General features: G+C 70.0%; 22 protein-coding genes. 14 read left to right on the top strand and 8 right to left on the bottom strand.

Annotated elements, in window-relative coordinates:
• Positions 1-43: 43 nt before the first annotated feature.
• Positions 44-865, bottom strand: a complete 822-nt coding sequence (locus tag OHN74_RS20905; RefSeq protein WP_327696086.1) for an IclR family transcriptional regulator — start codon at positions 863-865, stop codon at positions 44-46.
• Between the two features lie 170 nt (positions 866-1,035).
• On the opposite strand from OHN74_RS20905, the gene OHN74_RS20900 reads away from it, so the two are divergent.
• The 8 genes from OHN74_RS20900 to OHN74_RS20865 all read left to right on the top strand — a co-directional run bounded on the left by OHN74_RS20900 (position 1,036) and on the right by OHN74_RS20865 (position 7,926).
• The gene (locus OHN74_RS20900) at positions 1,036-1,872 is read left to right on the top strand and encodes an ABC transporter substrate-binding protein (RefSeq protein WP_327696085.1); all 837 of its coding nucleotides are present in this window, start codon (positions 1,036-1,038) and stop codon (positions 1,870-1,872) included.
• A gap of 32 nt (positions 1,873-1,904) precedes the next feature.
• A complete protein-coding gene (locus OHN74_RS20895; protein WP_327696084.1) occupies positions 1,905-2,639 on the top strand; it encodes an amino acid ABC transporter permease in 735 nt (244 codons plus the stop codon).
• A gap of 5 nt (positions 2,640-2,644) precedes the next feature.
• The gene (locus tag OHN74_RS20890; protein ID WP_327696083.1) at positions 2,645-3,295 is read left to right on the top strand and encodes an amino acid ABC transporter permease; all 651 of its coding nucleotides are present in this window, start codon (positions 2,645-2,647) and stop codon (positions 3,293-3,295) included.
• Positions 3,292-4,059: an amino acid ABC transporter ATP-binding protein gene (locus OHN74_RS20885; protein ID WP_327696082.1), complete on the top strand. Its 768-nt coding sequence runs from the start codon at positions 3,292-3,294 to the stop codon at positions 4,057-4,059. The genes OHN74_RS20890 and OHN74_RS20885 overlap by 4 nt, the downstream gene beginning before the upstream one ends.
• 271 nt (positions 4,060-4,330) lie before the next feature.
• Entirely contained in the window at positions 4,331-5,302 is a 972-nt protein-coding gene (locus OHN74_RS20880) for a sugar kinase (RefSeq protein ID WP_327696081.1), read from the top strand.
• A gap of 162 nt (positions 5,303-5,464) precedes the next feature.
• Positions 5,465-5,668 (top strand): cold-shock protein, encoded by a 204-nt coding sequence (locus OHN74_RS20875; protein ID WP_006373337.1) that lies wholly within the window; start codon positions 5,465-5,467, stop codon positions 5,666-5,668.
• 276 nt (positions 5,669-5,944) lie between these two features.
• A complete protein-coding gene (locus OHN74_RS20870; protein ID WP_327696079.1) occupies positions 5,945-7,507 on the top strand; it encodes a DEAD/DEAH box helicase in 1,563 nt (520 codons plus the stop codon).
• A gap of 131 nt (positions 7,508-7,638) precedes the next feature.
• Positions 7,639-7,926, top strand: coding sequence for an SCO5918 family protein (locus OHN74_RS20865; protein ID WP_327696078.1), 288 nt, complete (start codon positions 7,639-7,641; stop codon positions 7,924-7,926).
• A 117-nt stretch (positions 7,927-8,043) separates the two neighbouring features.
• On the opposite strand, the gene OHN74_RS20860 is transcribed toward OHN74_RS20865, so the two are convergent.
• A complete protein-coding gene (locus OHN74_RS20860) occupies positions 8,044-11,154 on the bottom strand; it encodes a beta-N-acetylglucosaminidase domain-containing protein (protein ID WP_327696077.1) in 3,111 nt (1,036 codons plus the stop codon).
• Positions 11,155-11,249: 95 nt separating this feature from the next.
• Here OHN74_RS20860 and OHN74_RS20855 point away from each other — a divergent pair, with 95 nt between their 5' ends.
• Entirely contained in the window at positions 11,250-12,146 is an 897-nt protein-coding gene (locus OHN74_RS20855) for an NAD(P)-dependent oxidoreductase (protein ID WP_327696076.1), read from the top strand.
• A 93-nt stretch (positions 12,147-12,239) separates the two neighbouring features.
• On the opposite strand, the gene OHN74_RS20850 is transcribed toward OHN74_RS20855, so the two are convergent.
• Entirely contained in the window at positions 12,240-12,485 is a 246-nt protein-coding gene (locus OHN74_RS20850; protein WP_327696075.1) for a hypothetical protein, read from the bottom strand.
• Positions 12,486-12,785: 300 nt separating this feature from the next.
• Here OHN74_RS20850 and OHN74_RS20845 point away from each other — a divergent pair, with 300 nt between their 5' ends.
• Positions 12,786-14,036 carry a M4 family metallopeptidase gene (locus OHN74_RS20845; protein WP_327696074.1) on the top strand — a complete coding sequence of 417 codons (1,251 nt, stop codon included), beginning with the start codon at positions 12,786-12,788 and terminating at the stop codon, positions 14,034-14,036.
• A complete protein-coding gene (locus OHN74_RS20840; RefSeq protein WP_327696073.1) occupies positions 14,033-14,332 on the top strand; it encodes a protealysin inhibitor emfourin in 300 nt (99 codons plus the stop codon). Before OHN74_RS20845 ends, OHN74_RS20840 begins: the two co-directional genes overlap by 4 nt.
• 77 nt (positions 14,333-14,409) lie before the next feature.
• Here the strand turns inward: OHN74_RS20840 and OHN74_RS20835 are convergent, their stop codons facing one another.
• Positions 14,410-14,985, bottom strand: a complete 576-nt coding sequence (locus OHN74_RS20835; RefSeq protein ID WP_327696072.1) for a YdeI/OmpD-associated family protein — start codon at positions 14,983-14,985, stop codon at positions 14,410-14,412.
• Positions 14,986-15,192: 207 nt separating this feature from the next.
• Between OHN74_RS20835 and OHN74_RS20830 the strand changes: the two genes are divergently transcribed.
• The gene (locus tag OHN74_RS20830; RefSeq protein ID WP_327696071.1) at positions 15,193-15,801 is read left to right on the top strand and encodes a DJ-1/PfpI family protein; all 609 of its coding nucleotides are present in this window, start codon (positions 15,193-15,195) and stop codon (positions 15,799-15,801) included.
• A gap of 89 nt (positions 15,802-15,890) precedes the next feature.
• On the opposite strand, the gene OHN74_RS20825 is transcribed toward OHN74_RS20830, so the two are convergent.
• Together OHN74_RS20825 and OHN74_RS20820 are read right to left on the bottom strand one after the other, a co-directional pair.
• On the bottom strand, positions 15,891-16,676 hold the full coding sequence (locus tag OHN74_RS20825; RefSeq protein ID WP_327696070.1) for a hypothetical protein: 786 nt from the start codon (positions 16,674-16,676) through the stop codon (positions 15,891-15,893).
• A gap of 206 nt (positions 16,677-16,882) precedes the next feature.
• Positions 16,883-17,110, bottom strand: a complete 228-nt coding sequence (locus OHN74_RS20820; protein ID WP_327696069.1) for a hypothetical protein — start codon at positions 17,108-17,110, stop codon at positions 16,883-16,885.
• A gap of 213 nt (positions 17,111-17,323) precedes the next feature.
• Between OHN74_RS20820 and OHN74_RS20815 the strand changes: the two genes are divergently transcribed.
• Together OHN74_RS20815 and OHN74_RS20810 are read left to right on the top strand one after the other, a co-directional pair.
• Positions 17,324-17,875 (top strand): SigE family RNA polymerase sigma factor, encoded by a 552-nt coding sequence (locus OHN74_RS20815; RefSeq protein WP_327696068.1) that lies wholly within the window; start codon positions 17,324-17,326, stop codon positions 17,873-17,875.
• Positions 17,872-19,254 (top strand): outer membrane protein assembly factor BamB family protein, encoded by a 1,383-nt coding sequence (locus OHN74_RS20810; RefSeq protein ID WP_327696067.1) that lies wholly within the window; start codon positions 17,872-17,874, stop codon positions 19,252-19,254. The genes OHN74_RS20815 and OHN74_RS20810 overlap by 4 nt, the downstream gene beginning before the upstream one ends.
• 76 nt (positions 19,255-19,330) lie before the next feature.
• On the opposite strand, the gene OHN74_RS20805 is transcribed toward OHN74_RS20810, so the two are convergent.
• On the bottom strand, positions 19,331-19,519 hold the full coding sequence (locus tag OHN74_RS20805) for a hypothetical protein (RefSeq protein WP_327696066.1): 189 nt from the start codon (positions 19,517-19,519) through the stop codon (positions 19,331-19,333).
• A gap of 16 nt (positions 19,520-19,535) precedes the next feature.
• Positions 19,536-19,958, bottom strand: a complete 423-nt coding sequence (locus OHN74_RS20800; RefSeq protein WP_327696065.1) for a hypothetical protein — start codon at positions 19,956-19,958, stop codon at positions 19,536-19,538.
• Between the last annotated feature and the right edge of the window lie 145 nt (positions 19,959-20,103).

Genomic DNA, 20,103 nt, shown 5'->3' with positions numbered 1-20,103 from the left:
AACACGTCACAGATCGCCGGAGCCGACACGGCTTCCTGGCTTCCTACGCCTCCGTGGGCCGTACCGCCCCGCCCAGGTCCTCGGTGATCGTCCGGGTCGCCGCCGCCAGTAGTGCGCCCAGTTCGGGCAGGCGGTCGCGGGTGACGCGGGCCGCCGGGCCCGAGATGCTCACGGCGGTCGTGACCTCGCCCTTGTGGTCGTAGACGGGGGCCGCCACGCAGCGGATGTCCTGCTCGTTCTCGACGTCGTCGACGGCGTAGCCGTGGGCGCGGATGCGGGCAAGCTCCTCGTGCATGCGTTCCGCGGTCGTGATGGTGGCCGGGGTGCGGGCGGGCATGCCCGCGGCGATCACCTTGTCCACCACGTCTCCCGGGCCGTGGGCCAGGAACACCTTGCCGGTGGCGGTGCAGTAGGCGGGCTGCCGGCTGCCCACGCGTGAGTGCATCCGGACCGCCTGCGGACTCTCGACCTTGTCGATGTAGACGATCTCCGGCGGGTCGAAGGTGACGAGATGCACGGTCTCGCCGCTGTCCTCGGCGAGCCGGTGGAGGACGGGTGAGGTGATCTGCCGGGTGTCGCGGCGCTCCAGGTACGCCTGGCCGAGCAGCGCGTTCTGCGGCCCCAGCCGGTAGCGGCCCGATTCGGCGTCCTGGTCCACGAGCCGGGCGTCCCGCAGCGGGCCGACCAGCCGCAGGACGGTGGACTTGCTCAGCTCCAGCCCGGCGGAGAGGTCGGTCAGCGTGACGCCGTGCGGATGCCCCCGGTCCTCGGCCAGGTACATCAGGATGCCCAGCGCGCGCCGCAGGGACGACGAGGCGTTGCGGCGGGCCGGGGATGTCTCGGGGGAGTCGGGTGTGTCGGTCACACCGGCATCCTAGCGTGCTGCATAGCAAAACCGGATGTCACGTATTGAAATCATCCATTGACGACCGCGAATGCCCGGAGCTAACTTCTGCCCAACGTTCCGCAATCTGCGAAATGACGTTTTGCATAGCAAAATCACGCCCCTGATTTCGCGCCCGAAGGGAACCCCTGATGAGCCTTCGTCACCGTACCCGCCCGCTGATGGTGATTTGTGCCGGTGTGACCGGCGCCGCACTCCTCACCGCGTGCAGCTCCGCCTCCGGCACCACCGGTTCGGGAGCGGCCTCCTCGACGCTCCAGACGGTCATCAAGCGCGGCACGCTGAACGTCGCCAGCTGCCTGACGTTCCCGCCGTTCGGCTCGCTCAGCAAGGACAACAAGCCCCAGGGCTTCGACGTCGACGTGGCCACCGCCATGGCCAAGGCCCTCGACGTCAAGGTGAAGATCGTCGACACGACGTCCGCCAACCGCATCCCCAACCTCCAGACCAAGAAGGTCGACGCGGTGGTCTGCAACTTCACCACCACCGCCGAACGCGCCAAGCAGGTCGCCTTCAGCGATCCGTACATCGTCGCGGGCGAGGTCATGCTGGTGAAGAAGGCCAGCGGCATCTCTACCCTCGCCGACCTGACCGGCAAGAAGGTCGCCGTCACCAAGGGCTCCACCAACGGCGACGCGGTCAAGGCCGGCAACCCCAAGGCCACCATCCAGGAGTACGACACCTCCGCGGCCGCCGTCCTCGCGGTCAAGCAGGGCCAGGCCGACGCCATGGTCGAGGACTCCAACTTCCTCAACTACCAGGCCAAGCTGGACTCCTCCCTCAAGGTCACCAAGGACTCCGTCGTGCCGCTGGAGTACAACGGCATCGGTGTCCAGGCGGGCGACCCGACCTGGCTCCAGTGGGTCAACACCTGGCTGCGCGAGTTCAACACCTCAGGCGAGGCCGCGACCCTCTACAAGAAGTGGTTCGGCGTCGAGCGCCCGTACCCCCTCAACCCCTCCTACTGACAGCCCCGTTGACCTGTTGAGGAGGACCCGACGTGCTCACCGACTGGAACTACGCCCTCCAGGACTGGCCCACCTACCTGGACGCGGCCTGGCTCTCCCTGCGCCTCTCCCTGGCTGCGTTCGCCCTCGCCTGCGCCCTCGGCCTGCTGGGCGCACTCGCCCGCAGATCCCGGTACGCCGTCCTGCGGGCACCGGCCGCCGTGTACGTCGAGGTCATCCGCAACACCCCCGTGCTGCTCCAGATGTTCGTCGCCTACTTCGCCCTGCCCTCGGCGGGCCTGCACCTGAGCCCCGTACAGGCGGGCGTCCTCGCGCTCGGCGTCAACGTGGGCGCCTACCTCACCGAGATCTTCCGGGCCGGCATCCAGGCGGTGCCGCGCGGCCAGAGCGAGGCGGCCCGCGTGCTCGCCCTCGGCCCGGCCCGCACCTTCGCGCACGTCGTCCTCCCCCAGGCGCTGCGCAACGTCTACCCGGCCGTCGTCAACCAGCTCGTGCAGATCATCCTCGGCTCCTCCCTCCTCTCCGCGATCTCCGTACCCGAACTCACCGGCACGGCCACGGTCATCAACTCCCGCACCCTCCTCACCATCGAGGTCTTCGGCATCGCCGCCGTCCTCTACCTCGTCCTCACCAACCTGGTCGTCCTCGCGGCCGGCCTGATCGGCCGCGCGACCTTCAGACCCCCGCTGCGCCCGGCCGCCGTACGACCCCGCCCACTGGACGCCGTACGCCGGCTCCTGCCCGTACGCGTGCGAAAGGAGGCCTGAGCCCCATGGACTCGTCGGTCATCTGGTCGAACCGCGAACTGTTCACCTCGGGCCTGTGGGCCACCGTGCGGCTGTCCGCCGCCGCCATCGTCACCGGCACCCTCGCCGGGCTGGTCGTGGCAGGCGTACGGACCAGCCGGGTGCCCGTGCTGGCCCAGCTCGCCCGCGTCTATCTGGAGGTCTTCCGGGGCACCCCGCTCCTCATCCAGATGCTGTTCATCTACTTCGGCGCGGCCTACCTCAACCTCGCCGGCATCACCGTCTTCGGCGCCGCCCTGCTCGCCCTGACCCTCTACCAGGGCGCCTACATCGCGGAGATCTTCCGCTCGGGCATCGAGGCCGTACCCAAGGGGCAGTGGGAGGCGGCCAGGGTCCTCGGGCTCGGGCGGGTGCGGACGTTCGTCTCCGTGATCCTTCCGCAGACCCGGGCGATCGTGCTGCCGCCGCTCGTCGGGCAGTACCTGTCCCTCATCAAGGACACCTCGATCGCCGTCGTCATCGGCTACGTCGAACTGCTGCGCCAGGGACAGGCCGTCATCGACCGCGCGGGCGACCCGGCCACCACCTATCTCGCGGTCGCCGTCCTCTACTTCGTCATCTGTTACCCGCTGTCGCTCGTCGTGCGGCGGATGGAACGAAAGGCTGTCCTCGCATGACGACCGTCCCCGTCCCCACCGTGGAGAAGGCAGCCGCCGGTATCTCCCTCACCGGTGTCCACAAGCGCTTCGGCGCGCTCGACGTCCTCAAGGGCGTCGACATCGACGTCGCGCCCGGCGAGGTCGTCGTCCTCATCGGCGCCAGCGGCTCCGGCAAGTCCACCCTGCTGCGGATCATGTGCGACCTGGAGCGCGCGGACGCGGGCGAGGTGTGGGTCAACGGCGTGCCCCTGCACGACGCAAAGCGCGCGCCGGAGATCTTCGGACACGTCGGCATGGTCTTCCAGCAGTTCAACCTCTTCCCGCACAAGACGGCCCTCGGCAACGTCACGCTTGCCCTGCGCAAGGTCAGGAAGCTGGAGAAGGGGGAGGCGGAGGAGCGCGGACGGGTCGCCCTGGAACGGGTCGGGCTGTCCGAGAAGGCGGACTCCTACCCCGCCCAGCTCTCCGGCGGACAGCAGCAGCGCGTCGCCATCGCGCGTGCGCTCGCCATGGACCCCGCCGTCATGTTCTTCGACGAACCCACCTCCGCACTCGACCCGGAGCTCGTGGGCGAGGTCACCGGTGTCATGCGGTCGTTGGCCGAGGACGGCATGACCATGGTCGTCGTCACGCACGAGATGCGGTTCGCGAAGGACACGGCGGACCGGGTCGTGTTCATGGACGGCGGCGTCGTGCTCGAACAGGGCCCGCCGGACCGGGTGTTCGGGTCTCCGGCCGAGGCGCGGACCCAGCAGTTCCTGCACCGGGTGCTTGAGACGTAGGGCTCCGCCGGGTGGGCGGTTCTTCGGCTGCGGGCTGGTGGGGGGTCGGCCGCGCAGTTTCCATCGCCCCTGTCGGGGCGCTGTCGCGACCCCGGCCCCATCCCCCATCGGGTCCGCTCGGACCGCCAGGCAGTCCTTCGTGCCCGTCGGCCCGTACCTTCCGCAACCCGCGTCGGCCACGTCAGCCCGCCGAGCCGCACCCCTCGGCCTCCGTCGGCCCGCCAAGCCCGCCGACCCCCGCCCCCGGCCCGCGCCCAAGGAGCACCCCCTCGTGTTCGTTCCGTCTTCGCGTACCTCTCCTCATGGACCCGAGGTCGTCTGCCTCGGGGAGTCCATGGCCGTACTCGGTCCGGTGGACGCCTCGCCGCTCAGGCGGCAGACGCAGCTCTCGCTGGGTGTCGGTGGGGCCGAGTCCAATGTGGCCTGTGGGCTTGTCGCCCTTGGGCACCGGGTGGCCTGGGTGGGGCGGGTGGGGGCCGATCCTCTGGGGCGGCGTGTCCTCGACGAACTCGCCGGGCGGGGAGTCGACGTGTCCGCCGTCGAGACCGACCCCGAGCGGCCCACCGGCGTCTACTTCAAGGACCCCGCCCCCGACGGCACCCGCACCTACTACTACCGCCGCGACTCCGCCGCCACCCTCATGGGCCCCGGCCTGGCCCGGCTGCCCCTGCTGGCCTCGGCCCGCCTCCTGCACGTCTCCGGCATCACCGCCGCCCTCTCCGACAGCTGTGCCGAACTGCTCGCCGCCCTCGTCGTCCGGCGCGCGGTGCCCGGCCCCCTCGTCTCCTTCGACGTCAACCACCGGCCCGCCCTCTGGCGCCACCGCCCCGCCGGCGCGGCCCCCGCCGCCCTGCTGGACCTGGCCCGCGCCGCGGACATCGTCTTCGTCGGCCGCGACGAGGCCGAGGCCCTGTGGGACACCGGCAAACCCGAGGAGATCCGGGACCTGCTGCGCCCGGCCCGCGTGATCGTCGTCAAGGACGCCGGTCACGGAGCGACGTCGTACGGGGCGGACGGCACGGAGATCTTCGTGCCCACGCCCGCCTCCCGTGTCGTCGAACGGATCGGCGCGGGCGACGCCTTCGCCGCCGGGTATCTCGCGGCCCTGCTCGAAGATCGGGACGCCGCCGAGGGGCTGCATCTGGGGCACCGGATGGCTGCGGCTACCCTGGGCACCCGCGAGGACGTTCCCACCGCTGCGGACCGCGTTGAGCTGCGGAGACTATTCCCGCCGGACGTGTGACATTGCCGCAGCCCCCTGCCAGCGCGTTGTGTGCTAGCGTGGTTTTCAGTTGCAGTTGTGGTTCCCAAAGATTTCGGTGTTCTTCTCCGGTCGGGGCAATCATTCCGGCGACGCGGGGTCCGCACGGTGCGGGCCCCCGAGCATGCCCCAAGGAGATTTAACATGGCCACCGGTACCGTGAAGTGGTTCAACGCGGAAAAGGGCTTCGGCTTCATCGAGCAGGACGGCGGCGGCGCCGACGTTTTCGCTCACTACTCGAACATCGCCACCCAGGGCTTCCGTGAGCTGCACGAGGGCCAGAAGGTGACGTTCGACGTCACGCAGGGTCAGAAGGGCCCCCAGGCGGAGAACATCCTCCCCGCCTGATCCGCGTGATCCTGGCGATCCACTAGTGGATCGACACACGTGATTGTGGCCGGGGCCCGCACCTAGGGGTGCGGGCCCCGGCTCACAGTTTTTTAGGGACGATTTCGCGCCGGGCTCCGGTTGCACGTCCCTGGTTCTCGGGGGTAGTCCCCCTTCACCGCTCGTTTCCTTTCGGCCCGTCCCCACGGCCTTTTTGTCCTGTGTGCCGCCGCTCTCGTGGCGGACGCTGAGCGCTGCCGTGATTCTGTCGACGTGCCGCATTGAGGAAGGTTCTGCATGAACCGGTCGTTCGCCGACCTGGGCCTGCCGCCCTCGCTGCTGGCCTCCCTCACCGTCGAGGGCATCACCGTCCCCTTCCCGATCCAGGCGGCCACGCTGCCGGACACCCTCGCGGGCCGCGACGTCATGGGCCGTGGTCAGACCGGCTCGGGCAAGACCCTGGCCTTCGGCCTGGCCATGCTGGCCCGTCTCGCCGGACAGCGTGCCGAGGCGGGCCGCCCGCTGGCACTCGTCCTCGTACCGACCCGTGAGCTCGCCCAGCAGGTCGTGGACGCGCTCACCCCGCACGCCCGCGCCATGAGCCTGAAGATGACCACGATCGTCGGCGGGCTGCCCATCGCCCGTCAGGCCCGTGCGCTCGGCGCCGGCACCGAGGTCGTCATCGCGACGCCCGGCCGGCTCCGTGACCTCGTCGACCGCCGCGACTGCCGCCTCGACCGTGTCTCCGTCACCGTCCTCGACGAGGCCGACCAGATGGTCGACATGGGCTTCCTGCCGCAGGTCACGTATCTGCTCGACCAGGTGCCGCGCAAGGGCCAGCGCATGCTGTTCTCCGCCACGCTCGACGCGGATGTCGGCCGGCTCGCCCGCCGCTATCTGCACGAGCCCGTGGTGCACCAGACCGACCCGCACGCCGGCGCCGTCACGACGATGGAGCACCACGTGCTCTACGTCGACGACGTCGACAAGAAGACGGTCGCCACCGAGATCGCCGCCCGCGACGGACGCGTCCTGATGTTCATGGACACCCGGCGCAGCGTCGACCGCCTCACCAAGCACCTGCTGAAGAGCGGCGTCCGCGCGGCAGCCCTGCACGGCGGCCGTTCCCAGCCCCAACGCACGCGTACGCTCGCCCAGTTCAAGACGGGCGAGGTCACCGTGCTGGTCGCCTCCGACGTCGCCGCCCGGGGCATCCACATCGACGACCTCGACCTGGTCGTCAACGTGGACCCGCCCGGCGGTGCCAAGGACTACCTCCACCGCGGCGGCCGTACGGCTCGTGCCGGAGCCTCCGGCAGCGTGGTCACCCTGGTCCTGCCCGAGCAGCGCCGCGAGATGCGGAGCCTGACCCGGGCGGCGGGCGTCGACCCGAACACGGCCAAGGTCTCCCCCGGCGCCGCCGAACTGACCCGCATCACCGGAGCCCGTACGCCTTCGGGCATACCTGTGGTCATCCCGGTCCCGGCCCCGACCCCGCCGTCCGCCCCGAAGGGCGACGGCTCCGGCCGGTCCAGATCCTCGCGGTCCCGGTCCGGATCGGGCGCCGGTTCCGGATCCGGTTCCGGCGCGGGTTCGCGCTCACGCCGCGGGTCCGCCGAAGGCGGTGCGGCCACGGCGCGCACCGCGGGCGGTGGTGCCGCGGGCAAGACCCGTGCGACGGGTGGCGGCACTGCCAAGAAGGCGTCGCGTCCGACCGGTGGCGGTGCCAAGCCGCCGCGTGTGTCGGGCGGGAACCCGTCCGCCCGTACGGAGCAGGACCCCAACGGCGAGCCACGCAGCCGCCGGCGCCGGGCGCCCCGGAACCGGCGCCCGGGCTCGGACGCACGTCAGACCGGCTGACACCAGCGCCGTACCGGATCCACTCAGCCGGTCGGTTCCAGGCCGACCGGCGCCCGTATCACCTGGCCCAGAACAACTGACCGGCCCCAGAAGCACTGACCCCGGACCCTTCTCTGACCTGCGGAGGCACCATGCGTTGTGTGATCGCCCGATTCCCGTTCGACCTGATCATGAGCGAGGTCACGCACAAGATGGACGGGGTCGCTCCCGAGCCCATCACCAGTGCGGCCGTCAGCATCGGTGGCGTGGACTACCCCGTCAAGCAGGTCGGGGCGGTCATCACCCGCCTCGACCGGCGGGACTTCACCGAGAAGGAAATGATCGCCGCGCTCAATCGGCTCGGCTTCACCTGCCGTCCGGCCGCCGCGGCGGCGCCGGCCCGTCCGGCGGTCATCGACCCCTGGGCCGAGATGCAGTAACGCTCCGCTGGTCTGGCGGTGCGTGGTCTGGCGGTGCCTTTTTTGGCCGCGGGTGTGTTGTGGCTGGTCGCGCAGTTCCCCGCGCCCCTGAAGGGGCGCGGGTGAACCGTCCGGATTTCAGTTGACCGGTACTCCCGTCACCGTCGCGGCCAGTGGGTATGCGCCCGTTTTCAGGGGTGTACCGACCTTCCCCGTTGCCGTTGTCACCGGGACGAGGGTGCCGGCGTCGGCTGTTGTGACGTAGGCCGTGGTGCCGTTCCAGTCGAGGGTGACGTCGAAGGCGGAGCGGCCGACGGTGACCGGGGTGCCCGGAGCGCCGGTCACCGTGTCGAGCGGGGTGATCGTGTCACCGTTGCTCGCGCTGACCCACAGGGTGCGGCCGTCGGGGGAGACGGCGAGGCCGTACGCCTGACCGGTGACCAGATAGGTCGGGCGGGTGTCGTTCGTGGCGGTGTCGATCGGGGTGACCGTCGAGCCGCCGGAGTTGGACACGTACACCGTCTTCCCGTCGGGAGCCGCGACCACGTTGAACGGGTTCGGCCCGACCGCGATCGCTGCTCCCGCCTTGCCCGTTGACAGGTTCACCGGGCTCACCGTGCTGTCGTGGATGTTCGCCACGTACAGGGTGGTGCCGTCCGGGGTGATCGCCATGTTCTCCGGGCCGTCGCCCACCGTGATCTTCGCGCCCGCCGTGCCGGTGGCGAGGTCGATCGGCTGGACCGCGTCGTCGGAGTAGTCCGCGACCCAGAGGGTCCGGCCGTCCGGGGTGAGGGCGAGGCCCGCCGGTACGTCCCCGACCGCCACGGTCGAGGTGACCTTCGCGGTGGCGATGTCGATGACGCTCACCGTGTCCGAACCCTGGTTCGCCGCATAGGCGGTACGGCCGTCCGAACTGACCACGACCTCCCCCGGGTTGTTGCCGACGGGGATCTCCGTCGACGTACCGGAGGCCAGGTCCACCGAACTGACCGAGGCGCCGCTGAAGTTGGCGGTGAGGGCGCGGGTGCTGCCGCCGTCAACTCCGGTTATCTGTACGGGGATCGCCCGGCTCACCAGTCCATCTCCGGTGACCGCTAGCGACCTTGTGCCCGCTTCCGCCCCGCTCGCCGCCGTGAACGTCAGGGTCGCCGTCACCTTTCCGCCTGCCGGGACGGTGACCGTGCCCGAGGACGGGGTGACGGTCAGGCCGTCAACCGGCTTGATCTGCCAGGTTGTTGTGGCGTCCGTCGTGGAGCGGTTGTCGGCGATCGTGAGGGTGGAGGTGGCGCTGCCGCCGGGGGAAAGGGACAGGGACGTCGGGGTGAAGGACGCGTCCGGGCCCGGGTCGGGGGCCGCTCTCAGTGTCGCGTCGAACAGGAAGCGGTCCAGTACGCCGGGGGCGATCTGCTGGGGCACCGCGTCGAGTTGCTTGCGCTGCGACTGGAGGCGGGCGTAGAGGGTTGAGACGCCGTCCGTGTCGCCGTTCTTCTGCGCGAGCATCAACTCGACTGCCGTCCCGCCGGCCTCTCCGTATGCTCCCAGCTTGTCCAGCCAGGGCGAAGTCTCCGTGAGGAACGGGGAGTTGGCGAGATTCGCGCGGAGGTCCGCCGGGGCTGCGGCCATCTCCTTGAAGTAGGCGGTCAGCGCGCGGGCCGCCTCGGCCAGGCCCTCGCCGCTCTCGTACGCCGTCGTGAACGCCTTGAGGAGGGGGGTCAGCGTCGGGGACTCGGTGGCGTCGAGAGGGGAGGAGTAACTGTTCTCCGCGAACAGCCGGAGGGAGGCGGCCGTGGACCTGGGCGCGTCGGCCGCGAAGTCCTGGACCGAGGCCAGGAAGGCTGCCCGGGGGTCGTACGCCGTGGGGTTCCAGGCGTAGGACGCCGAGGTGAAGAGGGCCAGTTTGCTGGCCTCCGCCTGGATCATCGGGTTGGCGGTGATGCCCGTGACCTGGGTGGCCACGCCTGCCTCGCGGCCCGTGCAGGGGCCCAGGAGGAGGCGGCTGGTGGTGTAGTCGTTCACCGGGTAGTTGTCCCAGATGAGGATCGGGTGACCGAACAACTCCCTTGCCTGGCGGGCCTGTTCGGTGGTGATCGTCGGCGCGATGACTCCGACGCCGGTCCATTCGACGACGACCGAGGGGTCCAGCCTCTCGCGCAGCGCGGTCTTGTACGGGGAGCCGGTGAGGTCGGAGTACTCGGTCGGGACCATCTCCAGCGGGGTCACGTCGTCGTGTGCGGAGACGAAGTCCTTGACGACGGCGTTGAGGAGCGTCGACTGCGCGGTGCCTGCCGCGCCGCCTCCGGTGCCGAACCTCTGATCGTCGGCAGGGCAGTTCCAAGCGGTGTAGCTGATGTCGTCCAGCGGTACGGCGAACGAGCGCACGCCGATCGCGTACAGCGACTCGAACTTGGCGACCAGCGCCCTGACGTCGGCGGCCGAGGAGTAGCAGACCGACAGGCCGGGCGAGAGGGCGTAGGTGAAGCGGACGTGGTTGGCGGCGGCGCGGTCGACCAGTTGCTTCAGGGTCGCGAGTTGGGCGGGCGGGTAGTCGTCGCGCCAGTTCGCGCGCAGATACGGGTCGTCCTTGGGGGAGTAGACGTACACGTTCTGTTTGGTGCGGCCGTAGAAGTCGAGTTGGGAGAGGCGGTCGCGCTGGGTCCAGGGGGCGCCGTAGAAGCCCTCGATCACTCCGCGCAGGGCGGTCGTCGGCCAGTCCCGGACTGTTGTGGAGGGGACCGAGCGGTGGGTGATGAGCTGGCGGAGGGTCTGGGCCGCGTAGAAGGTGCCTGTCGGGTCGACGCCGGACAGGGCGATGGTGCCCTGGCCCGTGGCCAACGTGTAGCCGCCGGAGGGGAGTTGGGTGGGGGGTGCGGCGTGCAGGAGCTTGAGGGCCTTTGCCGTCGCCGGGTTCTCGGTGGGGCCGCCGACGTAGACGGTGAGGGCGGCGGGGGGTGCCGGGCGGCCCGCTGTGACCGTACGGATGGTGCGGGCTCCGGCGTCGCGCAGGACGCGTTCGACGAGGGCGCGGGCGGCGGGGTCGGTGGCGTGGCCGATGACCTCGACGACCTGCTTCGGGACCGGTTGGGTGCCGTGGCCGGGTCTCACCTGCTGGGGAGTCGGCCAGATGTGGGGGACGGTGGACGCGTTGGCGGAATGGGGCGTTGCCGCTGCGGCGGGGGCCGGGGCGCTGCCCAGCACACAGAGGGCCAGTGCGGCCAGGAGACCGCTCGCTGACTTCAGCGCCGGGGTCACGGCCGGCTCCGGTTCAATATTTTATCCATTGCGCGGAATATTGGTGGATGGAATCACCCGACGGCAAGACCCCGCCCGCTTGCTTTACTGAGCCCATGACCGACACCGACACTCCTGTCCGCACCGTCGCAGTCCTCGGCACCGGCATCATGGGTGCCGCCATGGCCCGTAACCTCGCCCGCTCCGGCCATGCCGTCCGGGTCTGGAACCGGACCCGCGCCAAGGCCGAACCGCTGGCCGCCGAAGCAGGCGTCCAGGTCGCAGACACGCCCGCCGATGCCGTACGGGACGCGGATGTCGTCCTGACCATGCTGTACGACGGTGACGCCGTCCGGGACGTCATGCGGGAGGCCGGGCCCGCGCTGCGTCCGGGGGCCGCGTGGGTGCAGTCGACCACCGCAGGGGTGGACGCGATCGGTGAACTGGGGGCAATGGCAGCGGAGTTGGGGCTCGCCTTCTTCGACGCGCCCGTGTTGGGGACCCGGCAGCCCGCCGAGGCCGGACAGTTGCTCGTGCTCGCCGCCGGTCCCGTGGAGCACCGGGGGGCTGTCGCGCCGGTCCTCGACGCGGTCGGTGCCCGTACGGTGTGGACCGGCGAGGAGGGGGCCGCGGGCAGTGCGACACGGCTGAAGCTCGTCGCCAACAGCTGGGTGCTCGCCGCCACCAGCGCGACCGGCGAGGTGCTGGCCCTGGCCCAGGCGCTCGGCGTCGACCCGCAGAGCTTCTTCGACGTCATCGCCGGCGGTCCGCTCGACATGGGCTATCTGCGGGCCAAGGCCGGTCTGATCCTGGACGACAAGCTGACTCCGGCGAGTTTCGCGGTGTCCACGGCCGCGAAGGACGCGCGGCTGATCGTCGAGGCGGGCGAGCGGAACGGCGTACGGCTGGATGTGGCCGCCGCGAGCGCCGAACGGTTCCGGCGCGCAGAGGAACAGGGGCACGGGGACGAGGACATGGCGGCGGCGTACTTCGCCTCCTTCGAGGAGAAGTAGGCGGGCCTCCTGGCAGTCGGCGGCGCGCTGATCTCTCTTCAGCCCTCCCCTTCCGCTCCCTTCTGGCCCCTTCAGCGCCTCTTCGGGTCCCCTTCAGCCCACCCGTACCCTTCGGCTGCCGCAGGTGGCGCACACCGCGTCGGTCAGGGGGGAGTGCATGGCACGGCTGTCCTCGTCGACGTACTCCATCGGGTTGAGGCAGCCGGCCGGGTCCGGGAGGAGGACGACGACCTCGAAGGTGCGGTTCCAGGCCGCGCCGCAGGCGAGACAGCGGAAGGCGAAGGTCTCGGTGGGGTTGTCGGTCCTGTGCGGGCCGGGGTTCTCCTTCGGGCCGGGCATGCGGACTCCCTCTGATGGCGGATGGCGGACGGGGTCCCAGGCCAGCAACCACTCCCCCGGGCCGCCACCGGCGAGGGCCGTCCGGGTGATGGGACACGGCCGCGAACCTGGCCGCGAACATGATCGTGAACACGAACGCGGAAATGATCGAGGCCATGGTTCGCGCTGCGTTTGCCAGTCGCCATGGTCAGCAGGAAACTGTTCATGTCTTGCTTTTCTCTGCGATGGCATTTTCCGCCCGGTCTTCTCGGTAATCAATTGACCATGTCACCGGCGCTCCCATTGCACAGGAGGTATGCCATGAGCAGGACCCGTCGCGTCAACTGCATCATCCCGCCGCACCTTCTCGACAAGCTTCTGGAAAGCGACAACTCCGGGGTTCGCAAAGCCGCCCTGGACACCCTGCTGACCACTGCCCGGTTGCGGGGTGAGCGTGGAGTCCGGGCGTCCTTCGTCGGCGCCGCCTCCGCGGGAAACGGCAGGCGGACAGTCTTCGACTGCCAGCAGGGCAGGTTCCTCCCCTTCGCTGCGCTGGCCCAGTCGGAGGACGGACCGGCCTCCGCGGACGAGTCCGTCAAGCGGGCTTTCGACGGACTCGGCACCACGCGCGACTTCTATCGCAGTGTGCTGCAACGGAATTCGGTCGACGACCGGGGAATGCGTCTGGACGGCTATGTCCACTTCGACGTGCAGTACAACAACGCGTTCTGGGACGGACGGCAGATGGTCTTCGGTGACGGGGACGAGAGCATGTTCACCGACTTCACCGGATCCCTCGACGTGATCGCCCACGAACTGACGCACGCGGTCACGGAGTTCACCGCGGGGCTCGCCTACCACAATCAGTCCGGGGCGCTGAACGAGTCGATGTCGGACGTCTTCGGGTCGCTGGTCAAACAGTGGTCGATGAAGCAGTCGGCCGAGACGGCGGACTGGCTGATCGGGGCCGACATCTTCACCCCGGGGATCGACGCCGACGCCCTGCGCTCGATGAAGGCTCCGGGACACGCGTACGACAACGACCTGTTCGGCAAGGATCCCCAGCCTGCGCACATGCGTCACTTCGTCCACCTGCCGGACACCGAGCGAGAGGACTTCGGCGGGGTGCACATCAACTCCGGCATCCCGAACAAGGCGTTCTACCTGACGGCGACGAACATCGGCGGGTTCGCGTGGGAGGCTCCCGGACTCATCTGGTACGAGTCGCTCAAGGCCTCCAGCGTCGACACGCAGTTCCAGGGCTTCGCGGACACCACCCACCAGAAGGCCGAGGAACTCTACGGGGCCGACAGCACCGAGCAGTTGGCCGTGCTGGCGGCGTGGCAGGAGGTCGGCATCCGGATCAGCGGGGTCCCGGCCGGGGTCGCCCGGGCGCGGAGCCGCGCCGGCCGGAACGGTGCGCGGGGTCGCTCGGCCGGCCAGGACGGTGGAGCGGGCCGGGAGGACGGGCTGGTGGCGCTGAACCGGCAGGTCGAGGCGTTGGCCGCCCAGGTGGCGGGGCTGTCCAAGGCCGTGGCCGCGCTCCAGCGGGAACGTGTGACCCACGGATGAGGGTGACTCTGGCGAAGCACGGCGGGCAGGCGGCTGCGATCCAACGCCGCCTCCCGCCGAAGGAGTTGGACAGCGACGCCCTGTCCGCGAACGATGCGGCGGAGCTGGCCCGACTGGTCGCCGCCGCGGCGGTTCCGGCGGCCGAGGTGGACCGGTCCGGCCGGGCGCGGGACGCGATGAGCTACACGATCACCGTGGAGGAGGGCGGCCGCTCCACCACCGTCCTCACCCAGTCGGACACCACCATGTCTCCGGGGTTCGCGGCGTTGCTGAGGTGGCTTGAGACTCACTGGTGACTGGTGACTGGTGACTGGTGACTGGTGACTGGTGACTGGGCAGCGGGCACTGGTCACTTCGCTGCGTGGCCACCTGCCTAGGGGAGGAGCTTCTCGCCCTTGGCCAGCATCTCCACGTACTTCTCGATCCGGCGTGCTCGGGTCTCGGCCCTCTTGGCGTCCTGGATCCGGTACAGGATCGCGTAGCGGTTCTGCCGGTCCAGGGTCTCGAAGGACGCCGCCGCGGCCGGGTCCGCGGCCAGGGCCGCCGCGAGGTCGTCCGGCACCGTGGCCGTCCTCGCACTGTCGTACGCCGCCTCCCAGCGGCCGTCCGCCTTGGCCCGCTCGATCTCCGCCAGCCCCTGCGGACGCATCCGGCCCTGCTCGATCAGGACGGCCACCTTGCCGCAGTTGACCTTGGACCACTTGCTGCGCGGCCTGCGCGGGGTGAACCGCTGGAGCCAAAACTGGTCGTCGAGCGCGGCCTTCTGGCCGTCGATCCAGCCGTAGCAGAGCGCCACGTCGAGGGCCTGGGCGTAGTTCAGCGCGACGATTCCGGGGCCCTTCTTGCGCAGCTTGAGCCAGATGCCGGGCGATACCGCGTGGTTCTCGCCGAGCCATGCCTCGAAGGCCTCGGCGGACGGGAAGGCAATGGTCTCCAGGTCCTGAGTCACCCTGGCAGCGAATCACATCCGGCCGGTGCGGTGGGCGCGGTTCGCGGGGACGGGACATACTCGCGACACCGACCGGCTGTCGACCAGCCAGCCTGTTGACCCGCCCGCGCTGTCCCGCCAGCCCATTGATCCGCCGGTGACCGCCACTGAACGTGCGGTTGCGGTTGTAGTCGAAGTCGAAGTCGTAGTCGTAGTTGGGGAGTTGTGATGCAGGTAGCCGTTGTCACCTTCGACGGGTTCAACGAACTCGACAGCTTCATCGCCTCCGCGCTGATCAACCGCTGCCGTAAGGACGGTCTGGAGGCCTTCATCACCACGCCGACGCCCGTCGTCACGTCGATGAACGGTGTCGAGGTGACCGGGCAGCGGTCGATGGAGTTCGTGACCGAGGCCGATGTCGTGCTGATCGGCAGCGGGGTGAAGGCACGTGAGGTGGTCGCCGACGAGCGGCTGATCGCCAGGCTGTCGCTCGACCCCGTACGGCAGTTGATCGGTTCCCAGTGCTCCGGCGCGCTGGTGCTCGCCCGGCTCGGTCTGCTGGGTGGCATGCCCGTCTGCACCGACAGGAAGAGCCGGCCCTTCGTCGAGGCCGAGGGTGTCACCGTGCTGGACGTGCCCTTCCACGCCGAGGGGAACATCGCCACGGCGGGCGGTTGCCTGGCCTCGCAGTACCTCGCCACGTGGGTGATCACCCGGACACTCGGGGAGGCCGCCGCGCGTGACGTCCTCGACTACGTGGCTCCGGTCGGCGAGAACGAGCAGAGCGTCGAGCGCGCCCTGCGTGCCGTCCGCGCGGGTGCGTCGGCGCTGCGCTGACCGGCGCCGATTCCGGACCCGGTCTGTGGCCCGCCCCGCCGACAGTCGGCGCTTTCTAGGGGACGGGCCACAGGGCTAGCGCGTTGCTGTCACTTGACCGTGTCTGCCGTACTCCCTGTCCCCGTCAGACCCTCTGCTCCGAGGAGCGCGGGCAGCGGGGCCGGCGGCGGATCCAGCGGCGGCAGTTCGACCGGCGGCAGTTCCACCGGCGGCAGTTCCACCGGCAGTGGCGGCAGGCCGCCCAGCAGACCCCCGAGGAGGCCGCCGAGGGTGTCGAGGAGCCCGCTCACCAGGCCCGTGACCGTGCCCAACAGGCCGCCGACCAGGCCGGTGACTGTGTCGAGGAGGCCGCTGAGGGTGGCCTGGAGCTGGTCCAGGAGGTCCGAGATCGGGTCGGCCATGGCTGCCGCGGCCCTGTTCGTCGTCCCGGTCCGTTCCGCCAGGCGCTGCTTGAGCGAGGCGTTCGCCGTCCCGACCGCCTTGGCGAACCCGGCCGCCTGGGTCGCGGTGAGGCGGCCGGTGCCTGTCTGCTCGGTGAGGTCGGTCAGGACGTTCAGCACCGGGGCGAGGATGTCCCTGCGGTCGGCGCGGTCGAGGGCGCCGAGCCGCTTGAGAACCCGGTCCGCGTAGGAGGAGGGATCGGCGGAGGCCTTGGCGGATGCCTTGGCGAAGTTGAAGGCCGTGGAGGAGGTGCCTGACGTGGTGGACCACGACGTGTGGGCGCCGATGGAGGCGTAGACGTCCCGGCTCGCGTCGGTGACGGCGACGGCCGTGCCGACCGGGCCGAATATCAGCGCGGCACAGACGACGGACGACGGGAGGAGAAGCCCGCGGGAGCGGGGGCCGAGGCCGGAACGGGATACGAGGGCGCGCATGCGCAGTCCTTTCGAGAGCTGCTCTCTTTGGGCCCACGGTGCGAACACCCGCCACCGCCCGCAACCGCTCGCGGACTCTCAGTGATCCCTGTCTCGGTCTCCATAACCCCGCTGACCAGCGTTTTCCCTCGGCGCACCGCATTGGTCGCGACGTGGAGCCATTCGGCTGTCAGGGAGCTTCCTCCCCTGTTCCCTGGAGGGGCGCGTCAGATCTGCTGCCGGTGCGCGCCGCGCTCCTGCGGTCCCTGTCGCCCCTGCTGCTGTCCGCGGCCCTTGAAGAGGCTGACGCCCGCGCCGAGGGAGACGACGCCCATACCGACACCGGTCATGACGCCCTGCGTACCGTCCACGACGAACGGGGCGACGGCCGCGACGGCGAGGTTGAAGAGGAACAGGAACCAGAGGACGGGCTTGGAGGCGAGCAGGGACTTCATGGGGTTTCCTTCCAGGTGGGCCCCGGAAAGGGCCAGGTGGGAGAGGTGGTGGGGAAGCGTTCGCTTCCGAGATCAACGATCCCGGGAACGCCTCTCCGCCACGAGGGAGCGCTCTCCCGAACCCGGGGTGTAGCCCGCTACACCTTTGTGGCGGGAGGAGGGATAGCCGCGGGCGGCTCACCGCGTCGTGAATGTTCGAGAAGGGGAGGTTCGATGAAGGCCTCGAATCACGACGGGTTCCGCGAGTTCGTAGCAATGCGCTCCACCGCGCTGCTGCGGCTCGCGGTACTGCTCACGGGAGGGGACCGGCATGCCGCGGAGGATCTGCTGCAGATCGCGCTCATGAAGGCCTACGGGCGCTGGGCGCACATCGGGCAGCACGAGGCCTATGTCCGCAAGGTCATGTACCGCCAGCAGGTCAACCGCTGGCGGCTGCGCAGACACAGTGTTGAGACGACGGTGCCCGTACTGCCCGAGTCCGGCACGGACGCCGACGCCGGGGCGGACACCGAGCTGCGGATCGCGTTGTGGGCGGCGCTCGGTCGTCTGACGAAGCGGCAGCGGGCCGTGGTCGTGCTGCGCTACTTCGAGGACCTGCCGGAGGCCGAGGTCGCGGCGCTGCTGGGGTGCCCGGTCGGCACGGTGCGCAGTACGGCGTACCGGTCGCTCGCCAAGCTCCGGGTGCTCGTGCCGGAGCTCGGTCCAGGAGGGCTTGCGGCAGAGGTCCAGTCGCTCAGCTACACGCCGAAGGGGGCCCAGGGATGACGCGGGAGCACGTGACGGAGCAGGCGGAGGCACGGGTGGAGGAGATGGTCCGGGAGACGCTGCACGCGGTCGCCCTGGACCGGGTGTGGGCGCCCGGTGACCTGGCCGACAAGGTGGTGCGACGGCGCGGGCGGCGCCGTTTCTCGCAGGCCGCGGGGGCGGCGACCGCCGTTGCCGCGATCACTGTGGTGGCGGTGTTGGGCTTCGGGGGCGGCGGTACGGCCGAGCAGCACGGGCCTGTGCGGCCGGCGGCGTCGCCGGAGGGCTGGAAGCCGTGGGCGAGCGACGATCCGGGCGCCGACGAACGAGGCTGCCTGGTGGACGGTTCCGCGCTGTACTGCGCCGGGTCCGAGTACGACGCCGCGAAGATCGACGCCAACACCGGCAAGCGGCTGTGGACGGTCAAGGTCAATCGAGAAGGAGACGGGTTCGACCATCCGGTCGCTGTGCGTGACGGGGTGGTCTACGCGTACCGCAATCACACCTCGGAGAACCTGCCGAACGGGAACTACCGGGGTGGCACCGATCTGATGGCGGTCGACGCCGGCGACGGCCATCTGCTGTGGTCGGTCGAGATGCCGCAGGACGACCGCAGCGATCAGGCCGCCATGCTCATCGACGGCGCGGTGGTGGCGAACACCCCGTCGCTTCGCACGATGTCGGCCCTCGATCCGCTGACCGGCAAGGAGAAGTGGCGCCACACCTGGGACAAGGGCATCGCGTGCCAACGGGCGGTGCTGAGCGACACGCCGTATCTCCTGTGCACGCGGGACGCCGGGAAGCCGGACGACTCCGGTACCGACATCTTCCGTCTCGATCCCGCCACCGGAAGCGCTGGGAAGGTCACGACCATCCCCGGCAGGCAGTCGCTCGTCGGGACCTCGGAGGGTCGGCTGGTCCTGATCGAGGAGAACGACGCGTTCAGCGCCGACAAGAAGCTGACCACCGTCAGCGGCTCCGGGCAGCGGACCTCACACCGCTATCGGGTCGAAGGGACGACCGTGGTCGCATCGGAGATCGTGGGTGACCGTCTGATCTCCGTATCCCGGCAGGGCAAGGCCTCGGCCTACTCGCTGACCACGGGAAAGACCTTGTGGACCGGCCCGGTTGGCATCGAGATGCCCGACCAGGACCTGATGCAGGGCATCGCGTCTCCCGTGGTGTCGGACGGGCAGGGGGTCGTGTACTTCTTCGGCCCCACCGGAGATCTGTCCGCACTCGATCTGCTCACGGGCGACCAGGTCTGGCACGGTCACGTCGACATCGACAAGCCGGGGCCCGACTTCGGGGACTCGGCCCAACTCCTGCTCTACAAGGATGTGCTGATCGCCCGCAGCGGCAACAGGATCGACTCCTTTCTGCCGCGGATCAGCGACTGACCGCAAGGACCCCAGGCGCCGTCCTCGACGAGGAGGTCGGTGCCTGAGGCCCGACCATCGCGCGCAACCGGTACCGCTACCGCTTCAGCGCCCGGTATCGCCTGAGCAGTGCGGTGATCCGGTCCTGGTCCGCCGCCCCGTTGAGCTCGGCGAGCAGGTCGTCGGGGCACAGCTCGTAGAGGTCGCCCCACCAACGGCGCCCTCGGTTGTTCCAGATCCGGTAGCCACCGGGGACGCCCCGGGCGACGTAACGTCTCCTGCTCACTGTCGCTCTCTCCCTTTCACAACTGGCCCCGCCACCAGGGCTCGTCGGGGTGGTCGGCTCGGAGGATCCTCGCCCGGTCCAGGATCGTGCGGTCCAACGACCGTACGAGCGCGCGCAGTTCGCGGGCGCTCTTCCTGGGCAGGGCGTGGATCACGTCTTCGAGGTGGTCGCGGAAGTACCCCGGGCAGCACCAGCATCCGGGGATGCCGCATGCCTCGGCCGGAAAGGGTTCCGTGAATCGGCGCAGCGGCCCGTACGCCAGAGACCTCCACTGTGAGAAGGCCTCCGCCGTCGACTCGGGCCAGTGGCGGCTCAGTTCGAGCCGGCGGATGTCGGCAGCGCAGGAACCGGAGAGACGGTCGATCGAGGCGCGCCGTCGCCAGTGCTGCCTCCGGACGGAAATCCCGCCCCGCAGGGCGGAGGGGCGCCTACGCGGCACTGCCCTTTCGGTTGTCGGTCATGGGAGGGAACGTACAGGTCCTCGAAGAGGGTGCGCAGAGAATTACGTCCTGTTCGGGGTGCCGGCATCCGACAGCCGTCGGCCGACTTCGGCCGCCCCTCGCTGATCGGCCGTCAGCAGGACG

Source organism: Streptomyces sp. NBC_00459, from assembly GCF_036013955.1.
Lineage (GTDB): Bacteria > Actinomycetota > Actinomycetes > Streptomycetales > Streptomycetaceae > Streptomyces.
Note: the sequence above shows the minus strand (reverse complement) of the source record. Positions and strands in the feature narration are given on the sequence as shown.